Here is a 20,826-nt window from a genome sequence, read left to right as displayed (position 1 = left end):
GCACGAAAAAGTCAATGTAAACATTGAAGAAAGCGGTTAATGGCCGCGCCGCCGACGATATGTCACATAGGAGTATTCGGCGCTGTCTTCGCCTGCGGCAGGATGGCGGACACGCGCCACCTCGTCCCATTCCGCCTTGTCGATGTCGAAATACGTGTCGCCTTCGGGTCGCGCATGCACTTCGGTGATTTCGAGGCGATCGGCGCGATCGAGCCATTGCCGAAAGATCTCGGCGCCGCCGATCACCGCGATCTCGGCGACCGAACGCCGCAGGGCATCGCCACGCGCGACCGCGTCGGCGTCCGCGGCCGATGTCGTGACGACAGCGCCATTGGCGCGATAACCCGCATCGCGCGTGATGACGATATTCGTGCGGCCCGGCAGCGGACGGCGGGGCAATGATTCAAAGGTCTTGCGGCCCATGATCACGGGCCTGCCGATCGTCAGCGCCTTGAAGCGCTGCATGTCGGATTTCAGTCGCCACGGCATCGCGTTGCCCGCGCCGATGACGCCGTTCTCCGCAATCGCGACGACGAAGACGATCTCCATCAGGGCGCACTCCCGGCAAGCCGCGTCAGCGCCGGCCCGGTGACGCGGCACAGCGTCCAGTCGTCCATCATGACGGCGCCGAGCGACTTGTAGAACGCGATCGACGGCGCGTTCCAGTCGAGCACCGCCCATTGCAGGCGCGACCAGCCGTTCTCGACGCATTCCCTTGCGAGATAGACCAGCAGCGCCTTGCCGAGGCCCCTGCCCCGATGCGACGGCCGCACGTAGAGATCTTCGAGATAGATGCCGTGGCGGCCGCTGAAGGTGGAGAAATTCGCAAACCACACCGCGAAGCCGACCGGCTCGCCGTCCCACTCGGCGATCGCGCAATAGAGTTGCGGTCGCTCCCCGAACAGCGCGTCAGTGATGTCGGCTTCGGTCGCCTCGACCTCGTGCGAGAGTTTTTCGTATTCGGCGAGTTCTCGGATGAAAGCGAGAACGAGCCCGGCTTCGCCCGGGCGCACACGGCGAATGTTGAGCGACATCGGCGCTAAACCGCGACTTCCGCCTTGATGTGCGGATGCGGATCGTAGCCGACGAGCTCGAAATCCTCAAAGCGGAAGGAGAAGATGTCCTTCACATCGGGATTGATCCGCATCACCGGCAGCGCGCGCGGCGCGCGCGAGAGCTGAAGCCGGGCCTGCTCCAGATGGTTGGAATAGAGATGGGTATCGCCGAACGAATGCACGAAGTCACCGGGCTTCAGGCCGGTGACCTGCGCCACCATCATGGTCAGCAGCGCATAGGAGGCGATGTTGAAGGGCACGCCGAGGAAGACGTCGGCCGAGCGCTGATAGAGCTGGCAGGACAGCTTGCCGCCTGCGACGTAGAACTGGAACAGGCAATGGCATGGCGGCAGCGCCATCTTGTCGACTTCGGCTGGATTCCACGCCGAGACGATCAGGCGGCGCGAGTCCGGATTGCGCTTGATCATGTCGACCACGTTCGCAATCTGGTCGATGCTGCGGCCGTCAGGCGCCGGCCAGGAGCGCCATTGATGACCATACACCGGGCCGAGATCGCCATTGGCGTCCGCCCATTCGTCCCAGATGGTGACGCCGTTGTCGCGCAGATATTTGATGTTGGTGTCGCCCTTCAGGAACCACAGCAGCTCGTGGATGATCGCCTTCAGCGGCAGCCGCTTGGTGGTCAGCATCGGGAAGCCGGCCGACAGATTGAAGCGCATCTGATGGCCGAACACCGAGAGCGTGCCGGTACCGGTCCGGTCGGTCTTTTCGGCGCCGTCTGAAAGAATCCGCTCGAGCAGGTCCTGATACTGGTGCATGTGCGACTTAGCCTTTGGGGAGCCGGCGAACTTAGCGGCCGCCCCCGCGCTGCAACAGCGGCGATTCGCTGTCCGCTCCGATTATACCCGGAAAAGTGAGCGGTCCCGACGCAAACGACAAGGGGCGGAACTTAACGTCCCGCCCCTCGCCTATCGGCTTGAAAGTACTGCTTAAGTGGCCGGCTTCAGCACCGGGGTCCATTTCGCGATCTCATTCTTGACGAGGGTGGCCAGCGCCTCCGGCGTCCGCTCCGCAGGGCCCGGGATGACGCTGCCAAGCTCGAGCAGGCGCTTCTTCACGGTCTCGTCGTCGAGCGCCTTGTTGGCCGCAGCGTTCAGGCTGGCCAGGATCGCCGGCGAGGTTCCCTTGGGCGCGAACATCGCATTCCAGGCCTGGGCCTGGAATTTCGGCAGGCCCGCTTCCGCCGTGGTCGGCACGTTCGGCAGCGACGGATTGCGCTCCGGCGTTGCGATCGCATAGGCCTTGATGGTGCCGGCATTGATCTGCGGCACGGCGTTGACAATCTGGTCGCACATGTAGTCGACCTGGCCCGCCACCAGCGCGTTCATCGCAGGTCCCGTGCCGTTGAACGGCACGCCGACCGGCTTGATGTCGAGGATCGAGTGCAGAAGCTCGCAGGAGACGTGCGAGACCGAGCCGACGCCGGCATGGGCAGCGTTCACCTTCTCGGCGTTGGCCTTCACATAGGCCACGAACTCCTTCAAATCCTTCGGCGGAAAGTCCTTGCGCGCGAGGATCAGGATCGGGGTACCCGCGAGCAGCGCGATCGGCTCGAAGTCCTTCTCGGGGTGATAGGCGAGCTTGGGATAGAGCGGCACGGAGGCGGCATGGGTGCCCATATGCCCGGTGATGAGCGTATAGCCGTCATTGGCCGCGCGCGCGCCGCGGGTGGTTGCGGTGGTGCCGCCGGCGCCGACCACGTTCTCGATGATGATGCTCTGTCCCAGCGTCTGCGCCATATGCCCGGTGACGATGCGCGAGATCACGTCAGTCGGTCCGCCAGCCGCGAACGGTACGATCATGGTGATGCTGCGCGTCGGATAAGTCTGCGCATCGGCCGGCGCAACAAAAGCGCACAGCGAGGCGAGCGCTGCGGCACATGCGCTCGTGAGCGCGCGAATGAAGGTCATGTCGATCCCCGTCGTTCCCTTGGACACAGCAAAATGCCGGCCCAAAGGCCGGCATTTTCATTTCACGAAGCTGTAACACAAGTCGATTCGACTTCCGAATGCGGCGTGCCGACGCAGGAGCGCAGCGCCGACGCAGAAGCCCCCTAGTTCTCGGACTCGGTGAACACCTGATCCCGCTTCGACCGCAACACAGGCAGCACCGTGAGCAGCAGCAGGCTCGCCGCGATCGCGAGCAGCACCGCCGACAGCGGACGCGTCAGGAACACGCTCCAGTCGCCGCGCGAGATCAGCAGCGCACGACGCAGGTTCTCTTCCATCAGCGGTCCGAGCACCATGCCGAGCAGCAGCGGTGCCGGCTCGAAATCGTGCTTGATCAGCCAGTAGCCGACGAGACCGAACACGCCGGCAAGGATGACGTCGACCGGCGCGTTGTTCACCGAGTAGATGCCGATCGCGCAGAAGATCACGATCGAGGGGAACATCAGCCGGTACGGCACGCGAAGCAACCGGACCCAGATTCCGACCAGCGGCAGGTTGATGATGATCAGCATCAGATTGCCGATCCACATCGAGGCGATCATGCCCCAGACGAGGTCGGGCTGCTTCTGCATCACCTGCGGACCCGGCACGATGCCGTGGATGGTCATTGCGCCCACCATCAGCGCCATCACCGCGTTCGGCGGGATGCCGAGCGTCAGCAGCGGGATGAAGGAGGTCTGCGCCGCAGCGTTGTTGGCGCTTTCCGGCGCCGCCACGCCCTCGATCGCACCGCGGCCGAACCGCGACGGGTTCTTGGCGAGCTTCTTCTCGAGCGTATAGGCCGCAAACGAGGCGATGACCGCGCCGCCGCCCGGCAGGATGCCGAGGATCGAGCCGAGCACGGTGCCGCGCAGGATCGGCGGCGTCGAGTCGATCAGATCCTTCTTGGTCGGCATCAAGCCGGTGATCTTCTGCTGCACGAGATCGCGGTTCATCTCCGCGCCATGGTCGAGGTTGCGGATGATCTCGGCGAAGCCGAACACGCCCATCGCCACCGTCGCAAAGCCGAGGCCGTCGGCAAGCTCCGGAATGTTGAAGGCCATGCGCGAAGCGCCGGTCTCGATGTCCGAGCCGACCATCGACAGCAGCAGGCCAAACACGATCATCGCGATCGCCTTCAGCACCGAGCCCTTGGCCAGCACGACCGCAAAGATCAAGCCGAGCACCATCAGCGAGAAATACTCGGCCGGGCCGAACGCCAGCGCCAGCTTGGTCAGCGGCGCGCCGAGCACGGCAATCAGCACGGTCGCAACGCAGCCGGCGAAGAACGAGCCGATCGCCGCGATCGCGAGCGCCGGGCCGGCGCGGCCCTGCTTGGCCATCTGGTGACCATCGATGGCGGTGACGACCGATGTCGCCTCACCTGGAATATTGACCAGGATCGACGTGGTCGAGCCGCCATACTGGGCGCCGTAATAGATGCCGGCGAGCATGATCAGCGCGCCGACCGGCGGCAATCCGAAGGTGATCGGAAGCAGCATCGCGACCGTGGCGATGGTGCCGATGCCCGGGAGCACGCCGACCAGGGTGCCGACCAGCGCGCCAATCAGGCACATCAGCAGGTTGATCGGAGACAGCGCGACGGCAAAACCGTGAGCGAGGTTGGCAAAGATATCCATCACACCCTCACTGGATCAGGAAACGCGGGTACATCGGCATCGGCAACCCGAGCACGTAAGGGAAGAGGATCGCGCAGCCGATCGTCAGGCAGGCGCCGACGATGGCGGCCTCCAGCCAGCGCGTCTCATGCGATCCCGTCGCGGCGATCATGAAGCTCGCAAAGGCCGTGACCACGAGGCCGAGCGGCCGGATCGCCAGCGCGAAAAACAGGATCGCGGCCATCACGAACATCGGCCCGCGCCACGAGTAATGGGCCATCGCCGGCCCATCGGTCAGAAGTCCGGTCAGGGCGATGCCGGCGGACAAGGCGACCAGCAGCCCGCCGAACATTCGCGGCGCGGTGCCGGCGCCGAAGGAGAAGCCGCGCATCCCCTGCAGATCGCTCGAGGCCCACAGCGCAAACAGGGCCAGCGCCATCAGGATGACCCCGCCGACATAGTCCTGCGCCGACCTGATGGTCATGAACAGCGTGAGGATCGCCACCGCAAAGATCGGATAGGAATAGATCAGCGCGAGCAGCACCTCGGACGACGCCTTCTTGGTGTCACCGGTGGCCGCTCCCATCAACGTACTGGGCGCACCGACGAGTAACGCGGTGGCGTGGCTGATCACGACCGTGGCCGGGCCGCGGCCCGCGCCCCAACCGAAAATCGTCCCTATCGACCAGATGAATTCGAAAATCTGCGGCGCAATCGCCAGCAGACAGAAGCCGAGCGCCACCGATGTGTTTCGGGTGGCAGTCGCCGAGTGGCCCATCGTATCGGCCATGCATGTCTCCTCCGCGACCCGTAAGTCACGAGCACTGTTGTTCTAAATCGGCTGGAAATGGATCCCCCGCCCGACCACTGCCTAGCGATTTTCATTACACAATGCCAGCAAAACCCAACAGTCCCCCGGCGAGCAGGAGCCAGAGTGGATTGATGCGCGAGACCGAGGCGATCACCGCAACCATTGCGGTCAGAAGCACTGCAGCAATTGTGCGATCGGTCGACTGGGCCAGGATCAGGGCACTCGCCGCCATCAATCCGATCGAAAGCGGAACCAGTGCAGCCTGGATCAAGCCGGGCCAACGCGATTTGCTGGGCCGATTCAGGAGGCGGCTGACATAATAGGCAAGCAGCGCAGTCGGCAGACACATCGCAAGCGTCGCCGCCAGCGCGCCGGGGATGCCGGCGACGGCATAGCCGATTAACGTCACGATAAGCACGTTCGGACCTGGCGAGAGCTGCGCGATCGCATAGGCGTCGGTGAACTGCTTGTCGGTCATCCAGTGATGCACCTCGACCGCGATGCGGTGCATCTCTGGCACCGCCGCCGCGGCGCCGCCGACGGCGAACAGCGACATCAGTCCAAAGGTGGAGATCAGCGCCCAGATCGGATTCTCGGGCGTCATGCTGCTACTTTCCGCCGCAGGAAAAAAGTGGCGCCGACGCTGATGGGGATCGCGACCAGCAGCACCGCCGGAAGCGGCAGGCGGAGCACGCCGATGGCGAGGAACACGCCGGCCATCAGGATCAATGCGAGGGGATCCGTCCGCTTCAGCAGCGGCGTCATCATGCGGAACACCACCGCGATCAAGAGACCGACCGCCGCGCAGGAGATGCCGGCGAGGCTGCGGCGCAGCACGTCGAGGTCACCGAAACGGGCGTAGATGATCGCAAGCACCATCATGATCAGCGTCGGCGGCAGCAACAGGCCGGCAAAGGCGGCAACCCCGCCCGCGATGCCGCGCAGCCTTGATCCGAACACCATGGACAGATTGACGATGTTGGGTCCGGGCAGGAAATGGCAGAGCGCAAAGGTCTCGTTGAATTCGTCCGCATTCATCCAGCGGTGCTGCTCGACGATCGCCCGCCGGGCGAACACCAAGACCCCGCCGAAACCGGCCAGCGACATCCTGGCAAAGGCCAGAAACAGCGCGAGCAGGCCGGGCGGAGCGGCGCCGGCGGCCGGATGGTCCTGCACCTGATCTGTTTCTTGGGCGGCCGGTGCGGAATCCTCGGGCATCTCAGGAGCTTAGAACGCCGGTCGCCACGCGGCCAAGCTCATGCCCCCGTCGGCCCGGAACCAATCCAAAGGGAACATTGCGAGGGCCGCTCAAAACCCCTGTTTTTCGAAACCTTTGCGCCCTATATTGGGGCTGCCGGTTCGCCGGCTATGGAAATAAACGGTCGTCGCAATAAACCATTCGGACCCGGGGGCGGTACCCGGCGCCTCCACCAAAGCCCACCAGCGGGTTATCCCGAAGCGGGCTTTGGCGGGGGCGAAATAGGATCGACGAGGGCGTAAAGGGCGAACTTTTTCCCGGTATTGTTCCGCCGTTATCGGGCTATGCAATAGTTGCCAACGACAACTTTGCTCCGGTTGCTCAGGCTGCGTAACGCAGTTTGAAAGACCATCTTAAAGTCCTAACGGGTTAAGCTCCGTTAGGCGGGGTTCGGAGGCACCTGGCAACAGAAGCCTCCACTTTACTCTTGATTTCTTCCCCGGCTGGGACTCCTGCTGACCCGTCAGGCGCGGTATTATTGCGGCTTGGCGAGTCGGGCCGGCACGGTCCGGCTTCGGGGATGCAACAGGACCACCATGGCGACCGATCATATCCGATACGATGTGCTGGCCCGCGACGCGCTGCGCGGCGTGCTGCGGAAGGTGCTGACCGATGCCGCGGCCCAGGGCCTGCCGGGCGAGCACCATTTCTTCATCACTTTTGTGTCGAAGGCCGAGGGCGTGAAGCTGTCGTCGCGGCTGCTGGCGCAATATCCGGAAGAGATGACGATCATCCTGCAGCATCAGTTCTGGGACCTGACCGTGCTCGAGGATCGCTTCGAGGTCGGCCTGTCCTTCGGCGGCATTCCGGAGCGGCTGATCGTGCCGTTCAGCGCCATCAAGAGCTTTCTCGATCCGTCCGTGAAGTTCGGCCTGCAGTTCGACACGTCCGACGTCGCCGAGGTCGCGCCCGAGACGCTGCCGGCAGCTCCCGCGCCATCCGCCGTCGCCGTGCAGACGCCCGCCCCTGAAACGGCGGACAGCACGGAGGAGCCGGCGGCCCCGAACCAGGGCGGCGCCGAAGTCGTGCGGCTCGATCGTTTCCGCAAGAAATGATCTAGGTTGGGGCCGAAGCCATCGCGCCCGGCCAAACTGCCTATATAGAAGAGCACATGAAACGGCCGCGCGGCATTCGGGCGGCAGGATGGATGTGCTCATGGCCAAAACTGCCCGCTCGAAGACTGACCGATCGAAGACTGCCCGCCCCGACACCCGCATCGAGACCGACAGTTTCGGTCCCATCGAGGTTCTCGCCGATCGCTATTGGGGCGCGCAGACCGAACGCTCGCGCCAGAACTTTCGCATCGGCACCGACCGCATGCCGATCGCGCTCGTGCACGCGCTCGGCATCGTCAAGCTCGCGGCCGCACAGTCCAACCTCGAGCTCGGCCTGCTCGACCGGCGCCGCGCCAATGCCATCATCCGCGCCGCGCGCGAGGTGATCGAGGGCAGGCTGGACGATCATTTTCCGCTGGTGGTGTGGCAGACCGGCTCGGGCACCCAGAGCAACATGAACCTCAATGAGGTGATCGCCAACCGCGCCAACGAGCTGCTCGGCGGCGAGCTCGGCGCCAAGAAGCCGGTGCATCCCAACGATCACGTCAACATGAGCCAGTCGTCGAACGATTCGTTCCCGACCGCCATGCACATCGCGGCCGCAAGCCGCATCAATGCCGACCTCATTCCTGCGCTCGATGAGCTGCTCCGCGCACTGCGCAAGAAGGAGAAGGCGTTCGCAAACATCGTCAAGATCGGCCGAACTCATACGCAGGATGCGACGCCCCTGACGCTCGGCCAGGAGTTTTCCGGCTATGCCGCGCAGGTCGAAAGCGGCATCGCCCGGCTCAAGGTCGCGGTGAAGGACCTCTATCCGCTGGCGCAGGGCGGCACCGCCGTCGGCACCGGCCTCAACTCGAAGCCGCGCTTCGCGAAGCTTTTCGCCAAGCACGTGGTCGGGATCACGAAGCTGCCCTTCACCAGCGCCGCCAACAAATTCGAGGCACTGGCCTCCAACGACGCCTATGTGCTGGCGCACGGCGCCATCAACTCGGTCGCGACAGGGCTGTTCAAGATCGCCAACGACATCCGCCTCTTGGGATCGGGCCCGCGCTCAGGCCTAGGCGAGCTTGTCCTGCCGGAGAACGAGCCGGGCTCCTCGATCATGCCGGGCAAGGTCAATCCGACCCAGTGCGAGGCGATGACCATGGTCTGCTGCCAGGTGTTCGGCAATCACACCGCGATCACGGTGGCCGGCAGCCAGGGCCATTTCGAGCTCAACGTCTACAAGCCCGTGCTCGCCTACAACATGCTGCACTCGATCCGCCTGATGGCGGATGCCGCGCGATCCTTCACCGAGCATTGCGTGAGCGGCATCCGTGCCGACGAAAAGCGCATAAGTGAGCTGATGCAGCGTTCGCTCATGCTGGTGACGGCGCTCGCCCCGAAGATCGGCTACGACAACGCCGCCAAGGTGGCCAAGACGGCCCATGCCAACGGCACCACGCTGAAGGAGGAGGCGCTGCGGCTCGGCTTTGTCTCGGCCGACGAGTTCGATCGCCTGGTCCGCCCCGAGAAGATGACCAGCCCGGGATAGAACTCCGAATTCCGATAGCCATCCGTAATGATACGGACGCTCGCCGCCCTAGAAATGTGCGGCTTTGGGGGCGGGATTTGATTACCGTCAATGTTCCGGCAGGACGGCGTGCTACGCAGCCCTTCCGCCCCTCGACGGGGGCGAAATTCATCGTTTGATGGCCCGAGAGGCCGATTGACGAGGACAAGCGAATGGCGATCAAGTCTTGTGGGGCGCAGTGCGGCACCCTGTTTCTGAATGTTTCATCCTGCCTGGAAAGGATCGGATGATGGAGACGCGGCATGGGGAACGTCATCAACCTGAATCGTTTCAGGAAGCGCGCCGAACGGGAAACCTCGGCGAAGCAGGCGGACGCCAACCGGACGAAGTTCGGCCGCACGAAGGCGGAACGGTCGGCGCAGGAGACGCGCGCGGACAAGGCGAAGGCGCACCTGGACCAGCACCAGATCGATCGCGAGGAGCAGCCATGAAGTCGCCCGTCGTGAAACGGTCGATCGTCGTCGCCGGGCACAAGACCAGCGTCAGCCTGGAAGAGGCGTTCTGGAACGGCATGAAGGAGATCTCCGGCTTGCGCAACATGACGTTGTCCGAGCTGGTCGGCGAGATCGACAACAACCGCCAGCAGGGCAATTTGTCGTCGGCGATCCGTCTGTTCGTGCTGGACTACTTCAAGAGCCGGGCCATGGCCCCCCAGCCGGACAAGGTCCCGGCCCAGTAGCCGTCGGGGGCGCTTTCGACGGCGCTCCGCGATCTGCACTTTAAAATCACTCTAAGGTGCGGTTTCAGCGAGCGCGCGCGCTTGACCTCAATGCCTTGCGTTGAAAATACAGGGCATGACCGACACCAATGACACGCGCCCGCACATGCCGCTGGGTCTGGCCCAGCGCGGCTATACCGGCGTCATCCAGCATCTTTCCGCTCGCGAGGCGGGCTCGGCGCTCTCGGACATCGAGCTCGAGAGCCGTCTGATCGAGCTCGGCTTCGTCGAGGGCGCCCGGGTCGAGGTCCTGCACGAGGGGCTGGTCGGGCGTGACCCGATCGCCGTGCGGGTCGACAGCATCACGATTGCGGTCCGACGCCGCGAAGCCATGGCCATCATCGTCGCCTAGACAGCGACCGGACCTCTGATCCCGGACCAGTGATTCCATGGAATTACCCCTGCTGCATCTCGCCCTGGTGGGCACGCCGAACAGCGGCAAGACCTCGCTGTTCAATGCCCTGACCGGCAGCCGGCAGAAGGTCGCGAACTATCCGGGCGTCACCGTCGAGCGCAAGGAAGGCTTCTTCGTCACTCCGCTGGGACGTCAGGTCTCGGTGGTCGACCTGCCCGGCACCTATTCGCTGCGCGGCCGCAGCCCGGACGAGGAGATCACCCGCGACTTCGTGCTCGGCAAGGCCTCCGGCGAGACCGTGCCCGATCTCGTGCTGTGCGTGGCCGATTCCACAAATCTGCGGCTGACCATCCGGCTGCTGCTCGAGCTCAAGCGCACCGGACGGCCGATGCTGCTCGTGCTCAACATGTTCGACATCGCGGCCCGCCGCGGCATCACCGTCGACACGGAGCGGCTCGCCAAGGAGCTCGGCCTGCCCGTGGTCACCTCGATCGCGGTGCGCAAGGACGGCACCGCCGACCTCTTGAAGCTGACCGACGAGGTCTCGGCAAAGCTCGCCGCCGAGGCGGAGGCGAACAGCTGGCGCGCGCTCAGCGTCTCCGAATTGCGCGCGACCCAGCGCGAGGCCGACCGCATCATCGCCGACTGCGTCAGCCTGCCTGCTAGGCCCGACACCTGGACCGCGCGGATCGACGCGATCGTGCTGCATCCGGTCGGCGGCCTCATCGTGCTCGCGCTGATCCTGTTCGTGATGTTCCAGGCGGTGTTCGCCTGGGCGCAACCGGCAATGGACGTGCTCAAATCCGGCTTCGACGCGCTCGGGGAGCTCGTGCAGGCCACCCTGCCCGACGGCCTGTTGCAGAGCTTCCTGCAGAACGGCGTGATCTCCGGCGTCGGCAGCGTCATCGTGTTCCTGCCGCAGATCATCCTCATCTTCCTCTTCATCCTGCTGCTGGAAGATTTTGGCTACATGGCGCGCGCCGCGTTCCTGATGGACCGCATCATGGGCGGCGCCGGCCTGCACGGCCGCGCCTTCATTCCGCTGCTGTCGAGCTTTGCCTGCGCCATTCCCGGCATCATGGCGACGCGCGTGATCGACGACAAGCGCGACCGGCTGACCACGATCCTGATCGCGCCGCTGATGACCTGCTCGGCGCGCATTCCAGTCTACACGCTGATCATCTCGGCGTTCATCCCTGCGAAGGACGTCTGGGGCTTCATCAACCTGCAGGGCCTCGTGATGTTCGGCCTCTATGCCTGCGGCATCATCAGCGCGCTTCTCGTCTCGTTCCTGATCAAGTTCTTCATGCTGCGCGACTATGCGCCGGCGCCGTTCATGCTCGAGCTGCCGGACTACAAGATGCCGCGGCTGAAATCGATCGTGATCGGCATCTTCACCCGCGCCAAGATGTTCCTGTACCGCGCCGGCACCACGATCTTCTCGATGATGGTGCTGATCTGGTTCCTGGCCTCGTTCCCGCAGCCGCCGGCGGGCGCCACCGAACCCGCCATCGACTTCAGCCTCGCCGCGATCATCGGCAAGGCGCTCGAACCGCTGCTCGCGCCGGTCGGCTTCAACTGGCAGATCGCGGTCGCGCTGATCCCGGGCATGGCGGCGCGCGAGGTCGCGGTCGCGGCGCTTGGCACCGTCTATGCGATCGAAGGCGGCAAGGAAGCGGCCGAGCAGATCGGCCAGGTGCTGGCGACGAAATGGTCGCTCGCCACCGCGCTGTCGATGCTGGCCTGGTACATCTTCGCCCCGCAATGCGCCTCGACGCTGGCCGTGATCCGGCGCGAGACCGGAAGCTGGACCTGGATGGCCGTGACCTTCAGCTACATGCTGGTGCTGGCCTATGCCGCGAGCCTCCTGACCTACAACGTCGCGGTGGCGCTGGGAGCGGGCTAGCAGCCCCTCCAAACAAAATTCGCGAAAACAACCCCATGCACAGTAGACGGGGGTTGTGAAATCAATGGCTTACGCGCGGGCGAGAGTCGTCTCGGTTGCCTGGTCGGGCGAAAAACTGGCACGATGCCATTCTCCCGAAAATGATCGATGCCGCACAGGCCTGGCTTGCAAGTCACGAGCTGTGCCGACGCGCGACCAGGCTGCTCGGAAGCCGCGGCAGCGCTCGATTTGCATGCTGCTTCCGAGGGGCGGCATCGTCGGGCAAAGCATTGATCCAATGACATCATCAAAGATGCGCCAGGACCAGGTTGGAGATATTTCGCGCGCTTGATCTGGATCAAGCTACCTCGCGCAACGAGTCGGAGACTGGCGGAACGTCGTCGCAAGCTGGGCCATTGTGGGGGCACGGAGCGACCGGGATGCCGTTATTGGCCTATTTCTGGAAGGTCGGAGCGGCGTTGCTCGCGCTCCTGTTCGTTGCGGACTTTTGTCTGCCCGGCGCGCAAGTCGTCGAGAGGACGACCGCGGATCGGGCGACCATACGCATTCACTCGGACCGCAATTTGCCCGAGCGTGTGGTCCTCGATATGACCGCGCCAGTGATCGTGGCGGTCGCATCTGCACCTTCGATCACGGAGCCTCCTTCCCTCGCCCGCACAGAGCCGCCGGTCATTCGAGCGGAGACGCCCGCGGTTGCCAATGCACTCGCGATGGCGCGCGTGGACTCGCCGCCGCGCGAAGCCGTCGAGCACAAGCGACCGCGAAAGCCGCAACACAATGCGCCGCGATCGAAACGACACCCGACGCCGCAGATGGTCCTGGCGGCGCGGCAACCACAGTTCGGGTGGTTTGGCTACCGGGACTGGTGATCGCAACGGCGCTCGTGCGGCACTCGAACGCGCTCGGCGATGCCGGCGCCCGGTGATGATCCGGACGCCGATCTGCATGGCATCTATTCGTACAAGGCGCAGACGCCTCCCTGCCAGCGGAGGCATCGACGCACGGCCCGACGTGTGTGGCGGACCGTCGTCCTTGCGACGCATATGCCGTTGATCCGTGTTCGTCCCGGTCCGCATGCTGCTGCAACCGGCGTGATCATGCTCTCGGGTTGGATAAGCGGCGCGGGGGTCATGCCTTGGGCCGAAGATCCGACCAACAAGGCGAAAGTCACAACAGCGATCCACTTGATCATTGCCCATCTCCTTTTGTCAGGGAACGAAGGCCTGTCGGACGATCCTTTCCAGTCGCGTTGCCATCTGCACGGATGCTCAGACGCATGCGGACCATGGAAAGTCGCAGCATGACTGTGTTGCGCTAGATCAAACCCGAGCCTCCCATCTCACCCGTTTGATCTGCGTCATTCCATCGCATTCGAAGGCGATCAAGCACGAAAGCCTCGAGGCCCTTGCGGACAGAGTGAACTCTAAACGCGCCGGACATCCTCGCGTCTGTTCATCTCCCACGAAAAAGGCCCCGGTCGATGCCGGGGCCTGAGTTCACTGGGAAGACCTGAGATCAGTAGCGAGCCGTGACCGGCGCGCCGTAACCGCCGAAGCGATAGTTCAGCCGAAGTGTGACCATGTCGATATCCTGGGTGACGCCGCTGCCCGTGAGCGCGAGCCCGCCGGGCGTGACCACGCCGGCTGCGAAGGCGGTGTTGTCGCGCCCCATCCAGAGATGGTCGTACTCGACACCGACCGACCAGTTCGGCGTGAAGCCGTATTCCCAGCCGACACCGAGAGCACCGCCCCAGCGGGTGTGACCTGCGGAGGCGAGGCCAACGCCCGTGACGTTGTTGAAGATATCGAAGCGATTACGGGTCACCGCCGCGCCACCCTTCAGGTAGAACAGCGAGGCGTTCCATGCCCAACCTACCTGGGCCGTGAAGAGCCCGATGCCATCTATCTTGCCCGTGGTCGAGACCAGCGGATCAATCAGGCTGACACGCGTGTTCTTGATCTCGGCCCAATCGCCCTGCGCTTCCAGGCCGAGCACAAACTGATTGGTCTGCCAGCGATACCCGAGCTGTCCGCCGATCAAGCCGCCGGAGCGATCGGCGCAACCACTTGCGAGCGTCCCTGCGGCCGTCACGAAGTCCACGCAGCCGTGGCTCTGCCCCCAGCCGCCGTTGGCGCCGATGTAGAATCCCGTCCAGTTATAGACTGCCATCACAGGTACCGGCGGCGGCGCTGCCTTGACAGCCATATCGGCAGCCATGGCCGGAGCCACCATGCTCAGCGCCGCGAAGCCGATCGCAGCTATCGAGAGCTTCTTCATCGTCGTATCCCCTTTTCCTAGATCTCTTCCGTTCAAAAATTGAGCCTTGTGCAGGCTGGCGTGCATATTGCGAACGTCTCGAAGGTTACGCGCGAGGGAGGCTTTGGCCCGTACCAAAATGGCAACACTCAAGCGCCACGTCTGTGCACGACAACGTGCATACTCCCTATTCATCTCGGAGCGAGGTGCTGTCTTGTTCGTCGGCAAGCCAAGCGTGGACGCCGGAGGATGGGATGAGCCGCCTGGGAAGGTGGGGGTTGATCGTGCCTGCAAAGACTGCAAGCCCCTCGTCGAGCCTGGCACGCGCGAACAGCTTGGCTTCATGCTCGGTCGCGAAAGTCTTCGTCTCACGCGGACTCCGCTTTCTCAAAAGTAACCCCCGTTTTCGAACTTCAAAGGTGACGTACCAAGTCGGAATCATCGCTCGCACCAACGCCTCGCCAACCCAGCCCGGTTGCTGTTGTGGTTTGGCCGTGATCGCAGCGCTTGATGCAGATCAACTCGAATGGCTTGTCGAATTCGCCAGCGAGGAAGGCCAGATGCGGCGCCGGGACGATGCTTGCGCCCTACGCGGAAGTTCGACCATTGATCTCGGTCAATGGTCCACCTCATCGGCCTGTCACGCTTTCTCGTCGGCCTGCAGAAGGGAGAGAGCACATGACTGGACATGCCAAGCTGATCGGACTGTTCGTCACCGCCGCGCTGTTCACGGCAGCGCCCCTGTCGTTCCACACCTCGCAGTTGAATCCGCTCGCCGTGTCCGTTGACACCGCCGAGGCCCGCGTGGGGCGCCCGCTCACGCCGGGAAGCGTTGCCGGCGTCAACCGCAGGGTCCATCGGCGCGCCTACTACGGTGCAGCGGCGGCGGGAGCTGCCGCCTATGGCGCCTATGGCTATCGCCGGGCGTGCGGATATCAGCCCTATCCGCCCTGCTATTGAGGCGCCGGTTCAAGGGCGCCTAAGCCGTTGAGCTAGATCAACACCGGGCCCCTCTCCGGCGACAGCGTCGAGGTCTGACCGCGAAGGACGGACCATGAATGCGCTGCTCAGGGAAATCCGGCACAGCCCGCTGCTGTGGCTGCTGATTGTCGTGCCTGTCGTGATCGTGCTCGAGCATGTCATGCCGGACGCGCATACGCTGCTGTTCGTGCTGGCCGTGATCGCCATCGTGCCGCTCGCGAGCCTGCTCAGCCACGCGACGGAGGCCGTGGCCGAGAAGACCGGCGATGCGGTCGGCGGGCTGTTGAACGCCACGCTTGGCAATCTCACGGAGCTCATCATCGCGGTCACGGCGTTGCAGGCCGGTCAATACATGCTGGTCAAAGCCTCGATCGCGGGTGCGATCGTGACCAACTCGCTTTTCATGCTGGGCGCATCGCTTTTTCTGGGCGGATTGAGGCATCGCGTGCAGGAATACAACCGGGCGGGCGGCAGGCTCCATTCCGCGCTGCTGCTGATGGCCACGATTGCCCTGTTGTCACCCTCGGCCGTGGCCGATCTCGACTTTCCCGGACACGAGGCGACGGTGCAGCGCTTGAGCACCGCCTTGGCGGTCCTGCTGATTGCAGCCTACGGTCTCAGCCTGCTGTTCTCGCTGAAGACGCACAAGGATCTGTTTGCAAGCAGCGACCATGGCGACGCAGGCGGCCCGATACTGCCGGTCGCGATCGCCGTTCCAACCCTGGGAGTCGTCACCGTGCTGGTTGCGCTCGTGAGCGAGATCTTCGTCGCGTCGGTGCAGAAGGCGGCCGAAACGCTCGGCATGACCCCCGCCTTCGTCGGGTTCATCGTCGTTGCTCTGGTCGGGGCCGCGGCCGAGATGGCCGTGGCGTTTTCCGCGGCACGCCGCAACCGGCTCGACATGAGCGTGAGCATCGCGCTCGGAAGCGCAAGCCAGATCGCCTTGTTCGTCGCACCCGTTCTCGTGCTGCTGAGCTACGTCGTCGGGCCGCAGCCCATGGACCTTCAATTCTGGCCGGGCGCGGTGACCATGGTCATGATCGCCGCCGTGGTGACGAGCTTCGTCACCAATGGCGGACGCTCGGCCTGGTTCGTCGGCGCGCTCCTGCTCTGCATCTACGCGATCTTCGCGATGACGCTCTACATGGTCCCGCCCGGCTCGCACGGCCCGGTCTAAAGCATGATCCGGAGAAGTGCGCAGCGGTTCTCCGAAAAGATCATGCTTAGACAACAACCTAAAGCGCCGCGAGAGCCGGTTGACCTGTCGGGCAAAACAGCGGCACGATGGCATCATCGACCTCGACAACATCCGGACCAGCTCCGGGCGACACTCTGCTTTCATGGATCGCTTCAGTACCGACAACCTGACCGCAGAGAGGCTGAACGAAAGTCACCTCGCCGACCTCGTCGCGCTCCATCTGGATCCCGAGGCGTCGCGTTATATCGGCGGCGTGCGCTCGGCGGAGGCAACGGAGAAATATCTCGTCGCCAACATGGCGCATTGGGATCAGCACGGCTTCGGCCTGTGGACGCTGCGCACGAAAGACGGCGCATTTGCCGGACGGGCGGGCATCCGGCATATCCTGGTGGACGACGTCGACGAGATCGAGATCGCCTATGCGTTCGTGCGCGGCGCCTGGGGCCGGGGATTTGCCAGCGAGATCGCGACTGCGCTCACTCGGATCGCCCTGTCACAGCTCGAACTGCCGTCCCTCATCGGCATCGTCTATGTCGCAAACGGCGCATCGCGCCGCGTGCTGGAGAAGTCGCATTACCTGCTCGAGCGGAGCACGAACCGTCACGGCGAGAACGTGGTGATCTACCGCATCCGACGGTGAACGTCACAATGAGACGATTGGAGCGCGGTGACCAGACTTGTTGTGTTCAATTTTGAACCGACACAGCGAGAGGGCTCATCACCGAGGCGCGGGGGCACGAGAGCACCAGCCGCCGGGAACTCGGGCACCGCTGGAGAGTTCCTTGTACGGACCTGATCCCAGCCCTCTATGGGCGTCGGGGCGAGTAGCGGTCCTCCGGAATATCGTAGGGGGTTCAATGACCGGTCCATCCAGGGCTGCTCCAGACAGCGACATCAAAGACTTGCCGCGGGTTTCGACGGGCAGTGAAGGCCTGGATGACATCCTGGGCGGCGGCATCGACGCCAACCGGATGTATCTCTACGAGGGCCGGCCCGGCACCGGCAAAACCACGATCGCGCTCCAATTCCTCCTGAGGGGGGTGCGGGACGGTGAACGTGTGCTCTATATCTCCCTGTCCGAAACCAGGCGCGAACTGAACCTGGTTGCGCATCGGCACGGCTGGTCGCTTGACGGCGTCGATATCTTCGAGCTGGTCCCGCCTGAGACGACCCTCGATCCCGACCGGGAGCTTACGGTCTTCCATCCGGCCGAAATGGAGCTGAGCGAAACGACCAGCCTGATCTTCAAGGAGGTCGAAAGCATAAATCCCACGCGCGTCGTTCTCGATAGCCTGTCCGAACTGCGCCTGCTGGCGCAGAATCCGCTGCGATACAGGCGTCAGGTTCTGGCGCTGAAGCACTTCTTCACCAACCGCAACTGCACCGTCGTCCTTCTCGATGATCTTTCGTCGTCTCAGGACGATTTGCAGCTGCATTCGATCGCGCACGGCGTCGTCATGCTGGAACAACTCGCGATCGACTACGGTGCCGAGCGGCGACGGCTTCGCGTGATCAAGATGCGCGGCATTCGGTTTCGCGGCGGCTTCCACGATTTTACAATTGCAGAAGGTGGCCTGCGGATATTCCCGCGGCTCGTCGCGGCAGAACATCACAAAGCCTTTGCAGGCAAGCTCACTCTGAGCGGCAACGCCGAACTCGACCAACTGCTCGGAGGTGGACTGGAGCGCGGTACCAACGCGCTCCTGATAGGCGCTGCCGGCGTGGGCAAATCCTCGGTCGCGCTGACCTATGCGATAGCGGCCGCCGAACGCGGCGAGCACGCCGTGTTCTTTGCCTTCGATGAAGGCCGCGGCACCGTGGAAGCCCGCGCCCGGACGCTCGGTCTCCCGCTCGAAAAGCACCAGGAATCGGGGCTTATTCGATTTCAACAGATTGATCCGGCCGAGTTGTCGCCCGGCGAGTTCGCAGCAGCCCTGCGCAGGAGCGTTGAAGTCGACAACGCCCGCCTCGTTGTCATCGACAGCCTGAACGGTTACCTGAACGCGATGCCGGACGAGCGGTTTCTCATCCTGCAAATGCATGAACTCCTGAGCTACCTGGCGCAGCAGGGCGTGCTCACCATCCTGATCCTGGCCCAGCACGGGCTGGTGGGCCCGATGGATACGCCGCTCGACATGAGCTATTTGAGCGATGCGGTGCTGATGCTGCGCTATTTCGAAGTCGGCGGGACGGTGCGGCGCGCCTTGTCTGTCGTCAAGAAACGCAGCGGTCATCACGAGCATACCATCCGCGAGTTTCGACTCGGCAGCACCGGGATCAAACTCGGCCCGCCGCTCAGGGAGTTCAGCGGCATCTTCTCCGGAAATCCGCGGTATCTCGGCACGGACATCGCGGAAGGTTCGGCGGAATGAGCGAACACCGGGATCACCGCGTTCTGGTTTTTGCTCCAATCGGACGCGACGGTCCGGCCTCGGCCGAGCTCTTCCGCAGCTCGAACCTCGACGCGAGCAACTGCCGAAGCCTCCCCGAACTGGTCACCGAGATGTCCGCCGGCGTAGGCACCGTTTTTCTAGCTGAGGAAGGATTATTCGGGAAAGACACGGCTCCGTTGGCACAATGGATCGCCAGCCAACCGCCCTGGTCCGACCTGCCTTTTGTCATCCTCACCAGCCATCGAGAACAGCCGGCGGTCGTTGCCTGGCGCCGCAGCATTGTTTTGCTTCTCCGCAACGTCTCCCTGCTGGAGCGGCCGGTGCAGCCGATCACGCTGACCAGCGCCGTTCAGTCGGCGCTGCGTGCACGGCGGCGCCAGTATGAGATCCGAGCCTTGCTCGCCGCGCGCGAGCAGACGGCACAGCAGCTCGAAAAGCTCGTGGTCGAGCGGACACGAGCGCTGGAGGAAGCCAACAAGCAACTTCGCCTCGAAATGGAGGAGCGCGCCCGCGTGCAGGAGACGCTTCGCCAGGCTCAGAAGATCGAAGCCATCGGCCAGCTCACCGGTGGCGTGGCTCACGATTTCAACAATCTGCTGATGGTCATCTCCGGCGGCCTCGACATGCTCGACCGCCAGACAGACCCGAACCGCAGGCGCCGCTTGATGGACGGAATGATTCAGGCCGCGCAGCGCGGCGCCAGCCTAACCAAGCAGCTTCTGGCGTTCTCGCGCCGGCAGAAGCTTCGGCCGCAGCCCGTCGACGTGGCCGCGCAAATCGGCGGCATGCGAGAATTGCTCGATCGCAGTCTCAGGGGCGACGTCCATGTCGAGTTCGACTTTCCAGACTCGCTGTGGCCGGTGGAGGTTGATCCGGGCGAGCTCGAGCTCGTCATTCTCAACCTGGCCGTCAACGCCCGGGACGCGATGCCAAACGGCGGCACCATTCTCGTCCGCGGCGAGAATCTGCCCGATCTGAAGGACGAGGAGATCTCCGGCGATTACGTACGGCTATCCGTGATCGACGAGGGCGTCGGCATAAGCCCGGAGATCCTGTCACGCGTGTTCGAGCCGTTCTTCACGACCAAAGACGTCGGCAAGGGGTCGGGACTGGGGCTCGCACAGGTCCATGGATTTGCCACGCAGTCGCGGGGCACGGTCCGAATTCATTCGGAGGTGGGCCGAGGCACCAGCATCGAACTGTACCTGCCGCGATCGTTCGACCTGCCTTTGAGCGAACAACACCTCATCGACCTTACCAGAGTGCGACCGAAGAAGAGCAATCAGGGCCGGATCCTGCTGGTCGAAGACGATGACGAGGTGGCCGCCCTGGTCGGCGAGATGCTCGGTCAGCTCGGTTACGACGTCACCCGTGCCGCGAGCGCGGCCGCTGCTCTCGGCGCTTTGGCCGATGGCCGCTCCGTCGATGTCATTTTTTCGGACATCATGATGCCGGGCGGCATGAATGGGGTTGAACTCGCACAAGAGATCAGACGACGGCGCAGTGACATACCGGTCTTGCTGACCAGCGGCTACGCCGAAGCCTCCGTCCGCGAGGCGCAGGCGGCGGGTATCCGGATCCTGGCGAAGCCCTACCACATCGACGAGCTGTCCGCGGCGCTGGGTGCGGCGAGGTCAAATCCGGGGCTCGATGGAGACTCCAAGCGTTCCAACTCCCGCTGAGATCGGTCCCGGGC

21 protein-coding genes and 1 other RNA gene are annotated in these 20,826 nt (G+C 63.9%); 13 read left to right on the top strand and 9 right to left on the bottom strand.

The genetic code is table 11. The features are described 5' to 3' along the window. Positions 1-36: 36 nt before the first annotated feature. The 8 genes from RAD04_RS12430 to RAD04_RS12395 all read right to left on the bottom strand — a co-directional run bounded on the left by RAD04_RS12430 (position 37) and on the right by RAD04_RS12395 (position 6,652). Positions 37-549 carry a dihydrofolate reductase gene (locus RAD04_RS12430; RefSeq protein WP_461624021.1) on the bottom strand — a complete coding sequence of 171 codons (513 nt, stop codon included), beginning with the start codon at positions 547-549 and terminating at the stop codon, positions 37-39. Further along, complete coding sequence (locus RAD04_RS12425) at positions 549-1,034, bottom strand: GNAT family N-acetyltransferase (RefSeq protein ID WP_461624020.1); 486 nt, start codon at positions 1,032-1,034, stop codon at positions 549-551. The genes RAD04_RS12430 and RAD04_RS12425 overlap by 1 nt, the downstream gene beginning before the upstream one ends. A 5-nt stretch (positions 1,035-1,039) precedes the next feature. After that, the gene (locus RAD04_RS12420) at positions 1,040-1,834 is read right to left on the bottom strand and encodes a thymidylate synthase (protein ID WP_461617829.1); all 795 of its coding nucleotides are present in this window, start codon (positions 1,832-1,834) and stop codon (positions 1,040-1,042) included. 171 nt (positions 1,835-2,005) lie between these two features. Continuing rightward, positions 2,006-2,986: a tripartite tricarboxylate transporter substrate binding protein BugD gene (locus RAD04_RS12415; protein WP_461624019.1), complete on the bottom strand. Its 981-nt coding sequence runs from the start codon at positions 2,984-2,986 to the stop codon at positions 2,006-2,008. A 143-nt stretch (positions 2,987-3,129) separates the two neighbouring features. Next, the gene (locus RAD04_RS12410) at positions 3,130-4,644 is read right to left on the bottom strand and encodes a tripartite tricarboxylate transporter permease (RefSeq protein WP_461617827.1); all 1,515 of its coding nucleotides are present in this window, start codon (positions 4,642-4,644) and stop codon (positions 3,130-3,132) included. A gap of 7 nt (positions 4,645-4,651) precedes the next feature. After that, entirely contained in the window at positions 4,652-5,413 is a 762-nt protein-coding gene (locus RAD04_RS12405; RefSeq protein ID WP_461617826.1) for a tripartite tricarboxylate transporter TctB family protein, read from the bottom strand. Between the two features lie 94 nt (positions 5,414-5,507). Next, the gene (locus tag RAD04_RS12400; RefSeq protein WP_091961468.1) at positions 5,508-6,038 is read right to left on the bottom strand and encodes a chromate transporter; all 531 of its coding nucleotides are present in this window, start codon (positions 6,036-6,038) and stop codon (positions 5,508-5,510) included. Continuing rightward, on the bottom strand, positions 6,035-6,652 hold the full coding sequence (locus RAD04_RS12395) for a chromate transporter (RefSeq protein ID WP_461624018.1): 618 nt from the start codon (positions 6,650-6,652) through the stop codon (positions 6,035-6,037). The genes RAD04_RS12400 and RAD04_RS12395 overlap by 4 nt, the downstream gene beginning before the upstream one ends. Positions 6,653-6,748: 96 nt before the next feature. Between RAD04_RS12395 and ssrA the strand changes: the two genes are divergently transcribed. The 8 genes from ssrA to RAD04_RS12355 all read left to right on the top strand — a co-directional run bounded on the left by ssrA (position 6,749) and on the right by RAD04_RS12355 (position 13,171). After that, positions 6,749-7,113: a transfer-messenger RNA gene (ssrA, locus tag RAD04_RS12390) on the top strand. A gap of 115 nt (positions 7,114-7,228) precedes the next feature. Further along, positions 7,229-7,747 (top strand): SspB family protein, encoded by a 519-nt coding sequence (locus RAD04_RS12385; RefSeq protein WP_461624017.1) that lies wholly within the window; start codon positions 7,229-7,231, stop codon positions 7,745-7,747. A gap of 88 nt (positions 7,748-7,835) precedes the next feature. Then, positions 7,836-9,284, top strand: a complete 1,449-nt coding sequence (fumC, locus tag RAD04_RS12380; protein ID WP_461624016.1) for a class II fumarate hydratase — start codon at positions 7,836-7,838, stop codon at positions 9,282-9,284. Positions 9,285-9,565: 281 nt separating this feature from the next. Beyond that, positions 9,566-9,754 carry a DUF4169 family protein gene (locus RAD04_RS12375; protein ID WP_461617823.1) on the top strand — a complete coding sequence of 63 codons (189 nt, stop codon included), beginning with the start codon at positions 9,566-9,568 and terminating at the stop codon, positions 9,752-9,754. Continuing rightward, positions 9,751-10,002: a ribbon-helix-helix domain-containing protein gene (locus RAD04_RS12370; protein WP_063202285.1), complete on the top strand. Its 252-nt coding sequence runs from the start codon at positions 9,751-9,753 to the stop codon at positions 10,000-10,002. The genes RAD04_RS12375 and RAD04_RS12370 overlap by 4 nt, the downstream gene beginning before the upstream one ends. A 115-nt stretch (positions 10,003-10,117) precedes the next feature. Continuing rightward, complete coding sequence (locus tag RAD04_RS12365) at positions 10,118-10,393, top strand: FeoA family protein (RefSeq protein WP_018319701.1); 276 nt, start codon at positions 10,118-10,120, stop codon at positions 10,391-10,393. A gap of 37 nt (positions 10,394-10,430) precedes the next feature. Then, positions 10,431-12,302, top strand: a complete 1,872-nt coding sequence (gene feoB / locus RAD04_RS12360; RefSeq protein WP_461624015.1) for a ferrous iron transporter B — start codon at positions 10,431-10,433, stop codon at positions 12,300-12,302. 419 nt (positions 12,303-12,721) lie between these two features. Further along, positions 12,722-13,171: a hypothetical protein gene (locus RAD04_RS12355; protein WP_461624014.1), complete on the top strand. Its 450-nt coding sequence runs from the start codon at positions 12,722-12,724 to the stop codon at positions 13,169-13,171. A gap of 646 nt (positions 13,172-13,817) precedes the next feature. Here the strand turns inward: RAD04_RS12355 and RAD04_RS12350 are convergent. Beyond that, positions 13,818-14,579, bottom strand: coding sequence for an outer membrane protein (locus RAD04_RS12350; protein WP_461624013.1), 762 nt, complete (start codon positions 14,577-14,579; stop codon positions 13,818-13,820). Between the two features lie 657 nt (positions 14,580-15,236). Here RAD04_RS12350 and RAD04_RS12345 point away from each other — a divergent pair. The 5 genes from RAD04_RS12345 (at position 15,237) to RAD04_RS12325 (ending at position 20,812) form a co-directional block, all read left to right on the top strand. Then, a complete protein-coding gene (locus tag RAD04_RS12345) occupies positions 15,237-15,518 on the top strand; it encodes a hypothetical protein (RefSeq protein WP_461624012.1) in 282 nt (93 codons plus the stop codon). Between the two features lie 94 nt (positions 15,519-15,612). Next, a complete protein-coding gene (gene cax, locus RAD04_RS12340) occupies positions 15,613-16,716 on the top strand; it encodes a calcium/proton exchanger (protein WP_461624011.1) in 1,104 nt (367 codons plus the stop codon). Positions 16,717-16,879: 163 nt separating this feature from the next. Then, a complete protein-coding gene (locus tag RAD04_RS12335) occupies positions 16,880-17,377 on the top strand; it encodes a GNAT family N-acetyltransferase (protein WP_461624010.1) in 498 nt (165 codons plus the stop codon). 217 nt (positions 17,378-17,594) lie between these two features. Next, the gene (locus RAD04_RS12330) at positions 17,595-19,109 is read left to right on the top strand and encodes an ATPase domain-containing protein (RefSeq protein WP_461624009.1); all 1,515 of its coding nucleotides are present in this window, start codon (positions 17,595-17,597) and stop codon (positions 19,107-19,109) included. Further along, entirely contained in the window at positions 19,106-20,812 is a 1,707-nt protein-coding gene (locus RAD04_RS12325) for an ATP-binding protein (RefSeq protein ID WP_461624008.1), read from the top strand. Before RAD04_RS12330 ends, RAD04_RS12325 begins: the two co-directional genes overlap by 4 nt. The last annotated feature ends 14 nt before the right edge of the window (positions 20,813-20,826 follow it).

Source organism: Bradyrhizobium sp. 25ACV, from assembly GCF_054863005.1.
Note: the sequence above shows the minus strand (reverse complement) of the source record. Positions and strands in the feature narration are given on the sequence as shown.

Excerpts from the sequence above, each read along its gene's own strand:
- RAD04_RS12430 (WP_461624021.1), bottom strand. The coding sequence starts at position 549 with ATGGAGATCGTCTTCGTCGTCGCGATTGCGGAGAACGGCGTCATCGGC.
- RAD04_RS12425 (WP_461624020.1), bottom strand. The coding sequence starts at position 1,034 with ATGTCGCTCAACATTCGCCGTGTGCGCCCGGGCGAAGCCGGGCTCGTT.
- RAD04_RS12420 (WP_461617829.1), bottom strand. The coding sequence starts at position 1,834 with ATGCACCAGTATCAGGACCTGCTCGAGCGGATTCTTTCAGACGGCGCC.
- RAD04_RS12415 (WP_461624019.1), bottom strand. The coding sequence starts at position 2,986 with ATGACCTTCATTCGCGCGCTCACGAGCGCATGTGCCGCAGCGCTCGCC.
- RAD04_RS12410 (WP_461617827.1), bottom strand. The coding sequence starts at position 4,644 with ATGGATATCTTTGCCAACCTCGCTCACGGTTTTGCCGTCGCGCTGTCT.
- RAD04_RS12405 (WP_461617826.1), bottom strand. The coding sequence starts at position 5,413 with ATGGCCGATACGATGGGCCACTCGGCGACTGCCACCCGAAACACATCG.
- RAD04_RS12400 (WP_091961468.1), bottom strand. The coding sequence starts at position 6,038 with ATGACGCCCGAGAATCCGATCTGGGCGCTGATCTCCACCTTTGGACTG.
- RAD04_RS12395 (WP_461624018.1), bottom strand. The coding sequence starts at position 6,652 with ATGCCCGAGGATTCCGCACCGGCCGCCCAAGAAACAGATCAGGTGCAG.
- RAD04_RS12385 (WP_461624017.1), top strand. The coding sequence starts at position 7,229 with ATGGCGACCGATCATATCCGATACGATGTGCTGGCCCGCGACGCGCTG.
- fumC (WP_461624016.1), top strand. The coding sequence starts at position 7,836 with ATGGATGTGCTCATGGCCAAAACTGCCCGCTCGAAGACTGACCGATCG.
- RAD04_RS12375 (WP_461617823.1), top strand. The coding sequence starts at position 9,566 with ATGGGGAACGTCATCAACCTGAATCGTTTCAGGAAGCGCGCCGAACGG.
- RAD04_RS12370 (WP_063202285.1), top strand. The coding sequence starts at position 9,751 with ATGAAGTCGCCCGTCGTGAAACGGTCGATCGTCGTCGCCGGGCACAAG.
- RAD04_RS12365 (WP_018319701.1), top strand. The coding sequence starts at position 10,118 with ATGACCGACACCAATGACACGCGCCCGCACATGCCGCTGGGTCTGGCC.
- feoB (WP_461624015.1), top strand. The coding sequence starts at position 10,431 with ATGGAATTACCCCTGCTGCATCTCGCCCTGGTGGGCACGCCGAACAGC.
- RAD04_RS12355 (WP_461624014.1), top strand. The coding sequence starts at position 12,722 with ATGCCGTTATTGGCCTATTTCTGGAAGGTCGGAGCGGCGTTGCTCGCG.
- RAD04_RS12350 (WP_461624013.1), bottom strand. The coding sequence starts at position 14,579 with ATGAAGAAGCTCTCGATAGCTGCGATCGGCTTCGCGGCGCTGAGCATG.
- RAD04_RS12345 (WP_461624012.1), top strand. The coding sequence starts at position 15,237 with ATGACTGGACATGCCAAGCTGATCGGACTGTTCGTCACCGCCGCGCTG.
- cax (WP_461624011.1), top strand. The coding sequence starts at position 15,613 with ATGAATGCGCTGCTCAGGGAAATCCGGCACAGCCCGCTGCTGTGGCTG.
- RAD04_RS12335 (WP_461624010.1), top strand. The coding sequence starts at position 16,880 with ATGGATCGCTTCAGTACCGACAACCTGACCGCAGAGAGGCTGAACGAA.
- RAD04_RS12330 (WP_461624009.1), top strand. The coding sequence starts at position 17,595 with ATGACCGGTCCATCCAGGGCTGCTCCAGACAGCGACATCAAAGACTTG.
- RAD04_RS12325 (WP_461624008.1), top strand. The coding sequence starts at position 19,106 with ATGAGCGAACACCGGGATCACCGCGTTCTGGTTTTTGCTCCAATCGGA.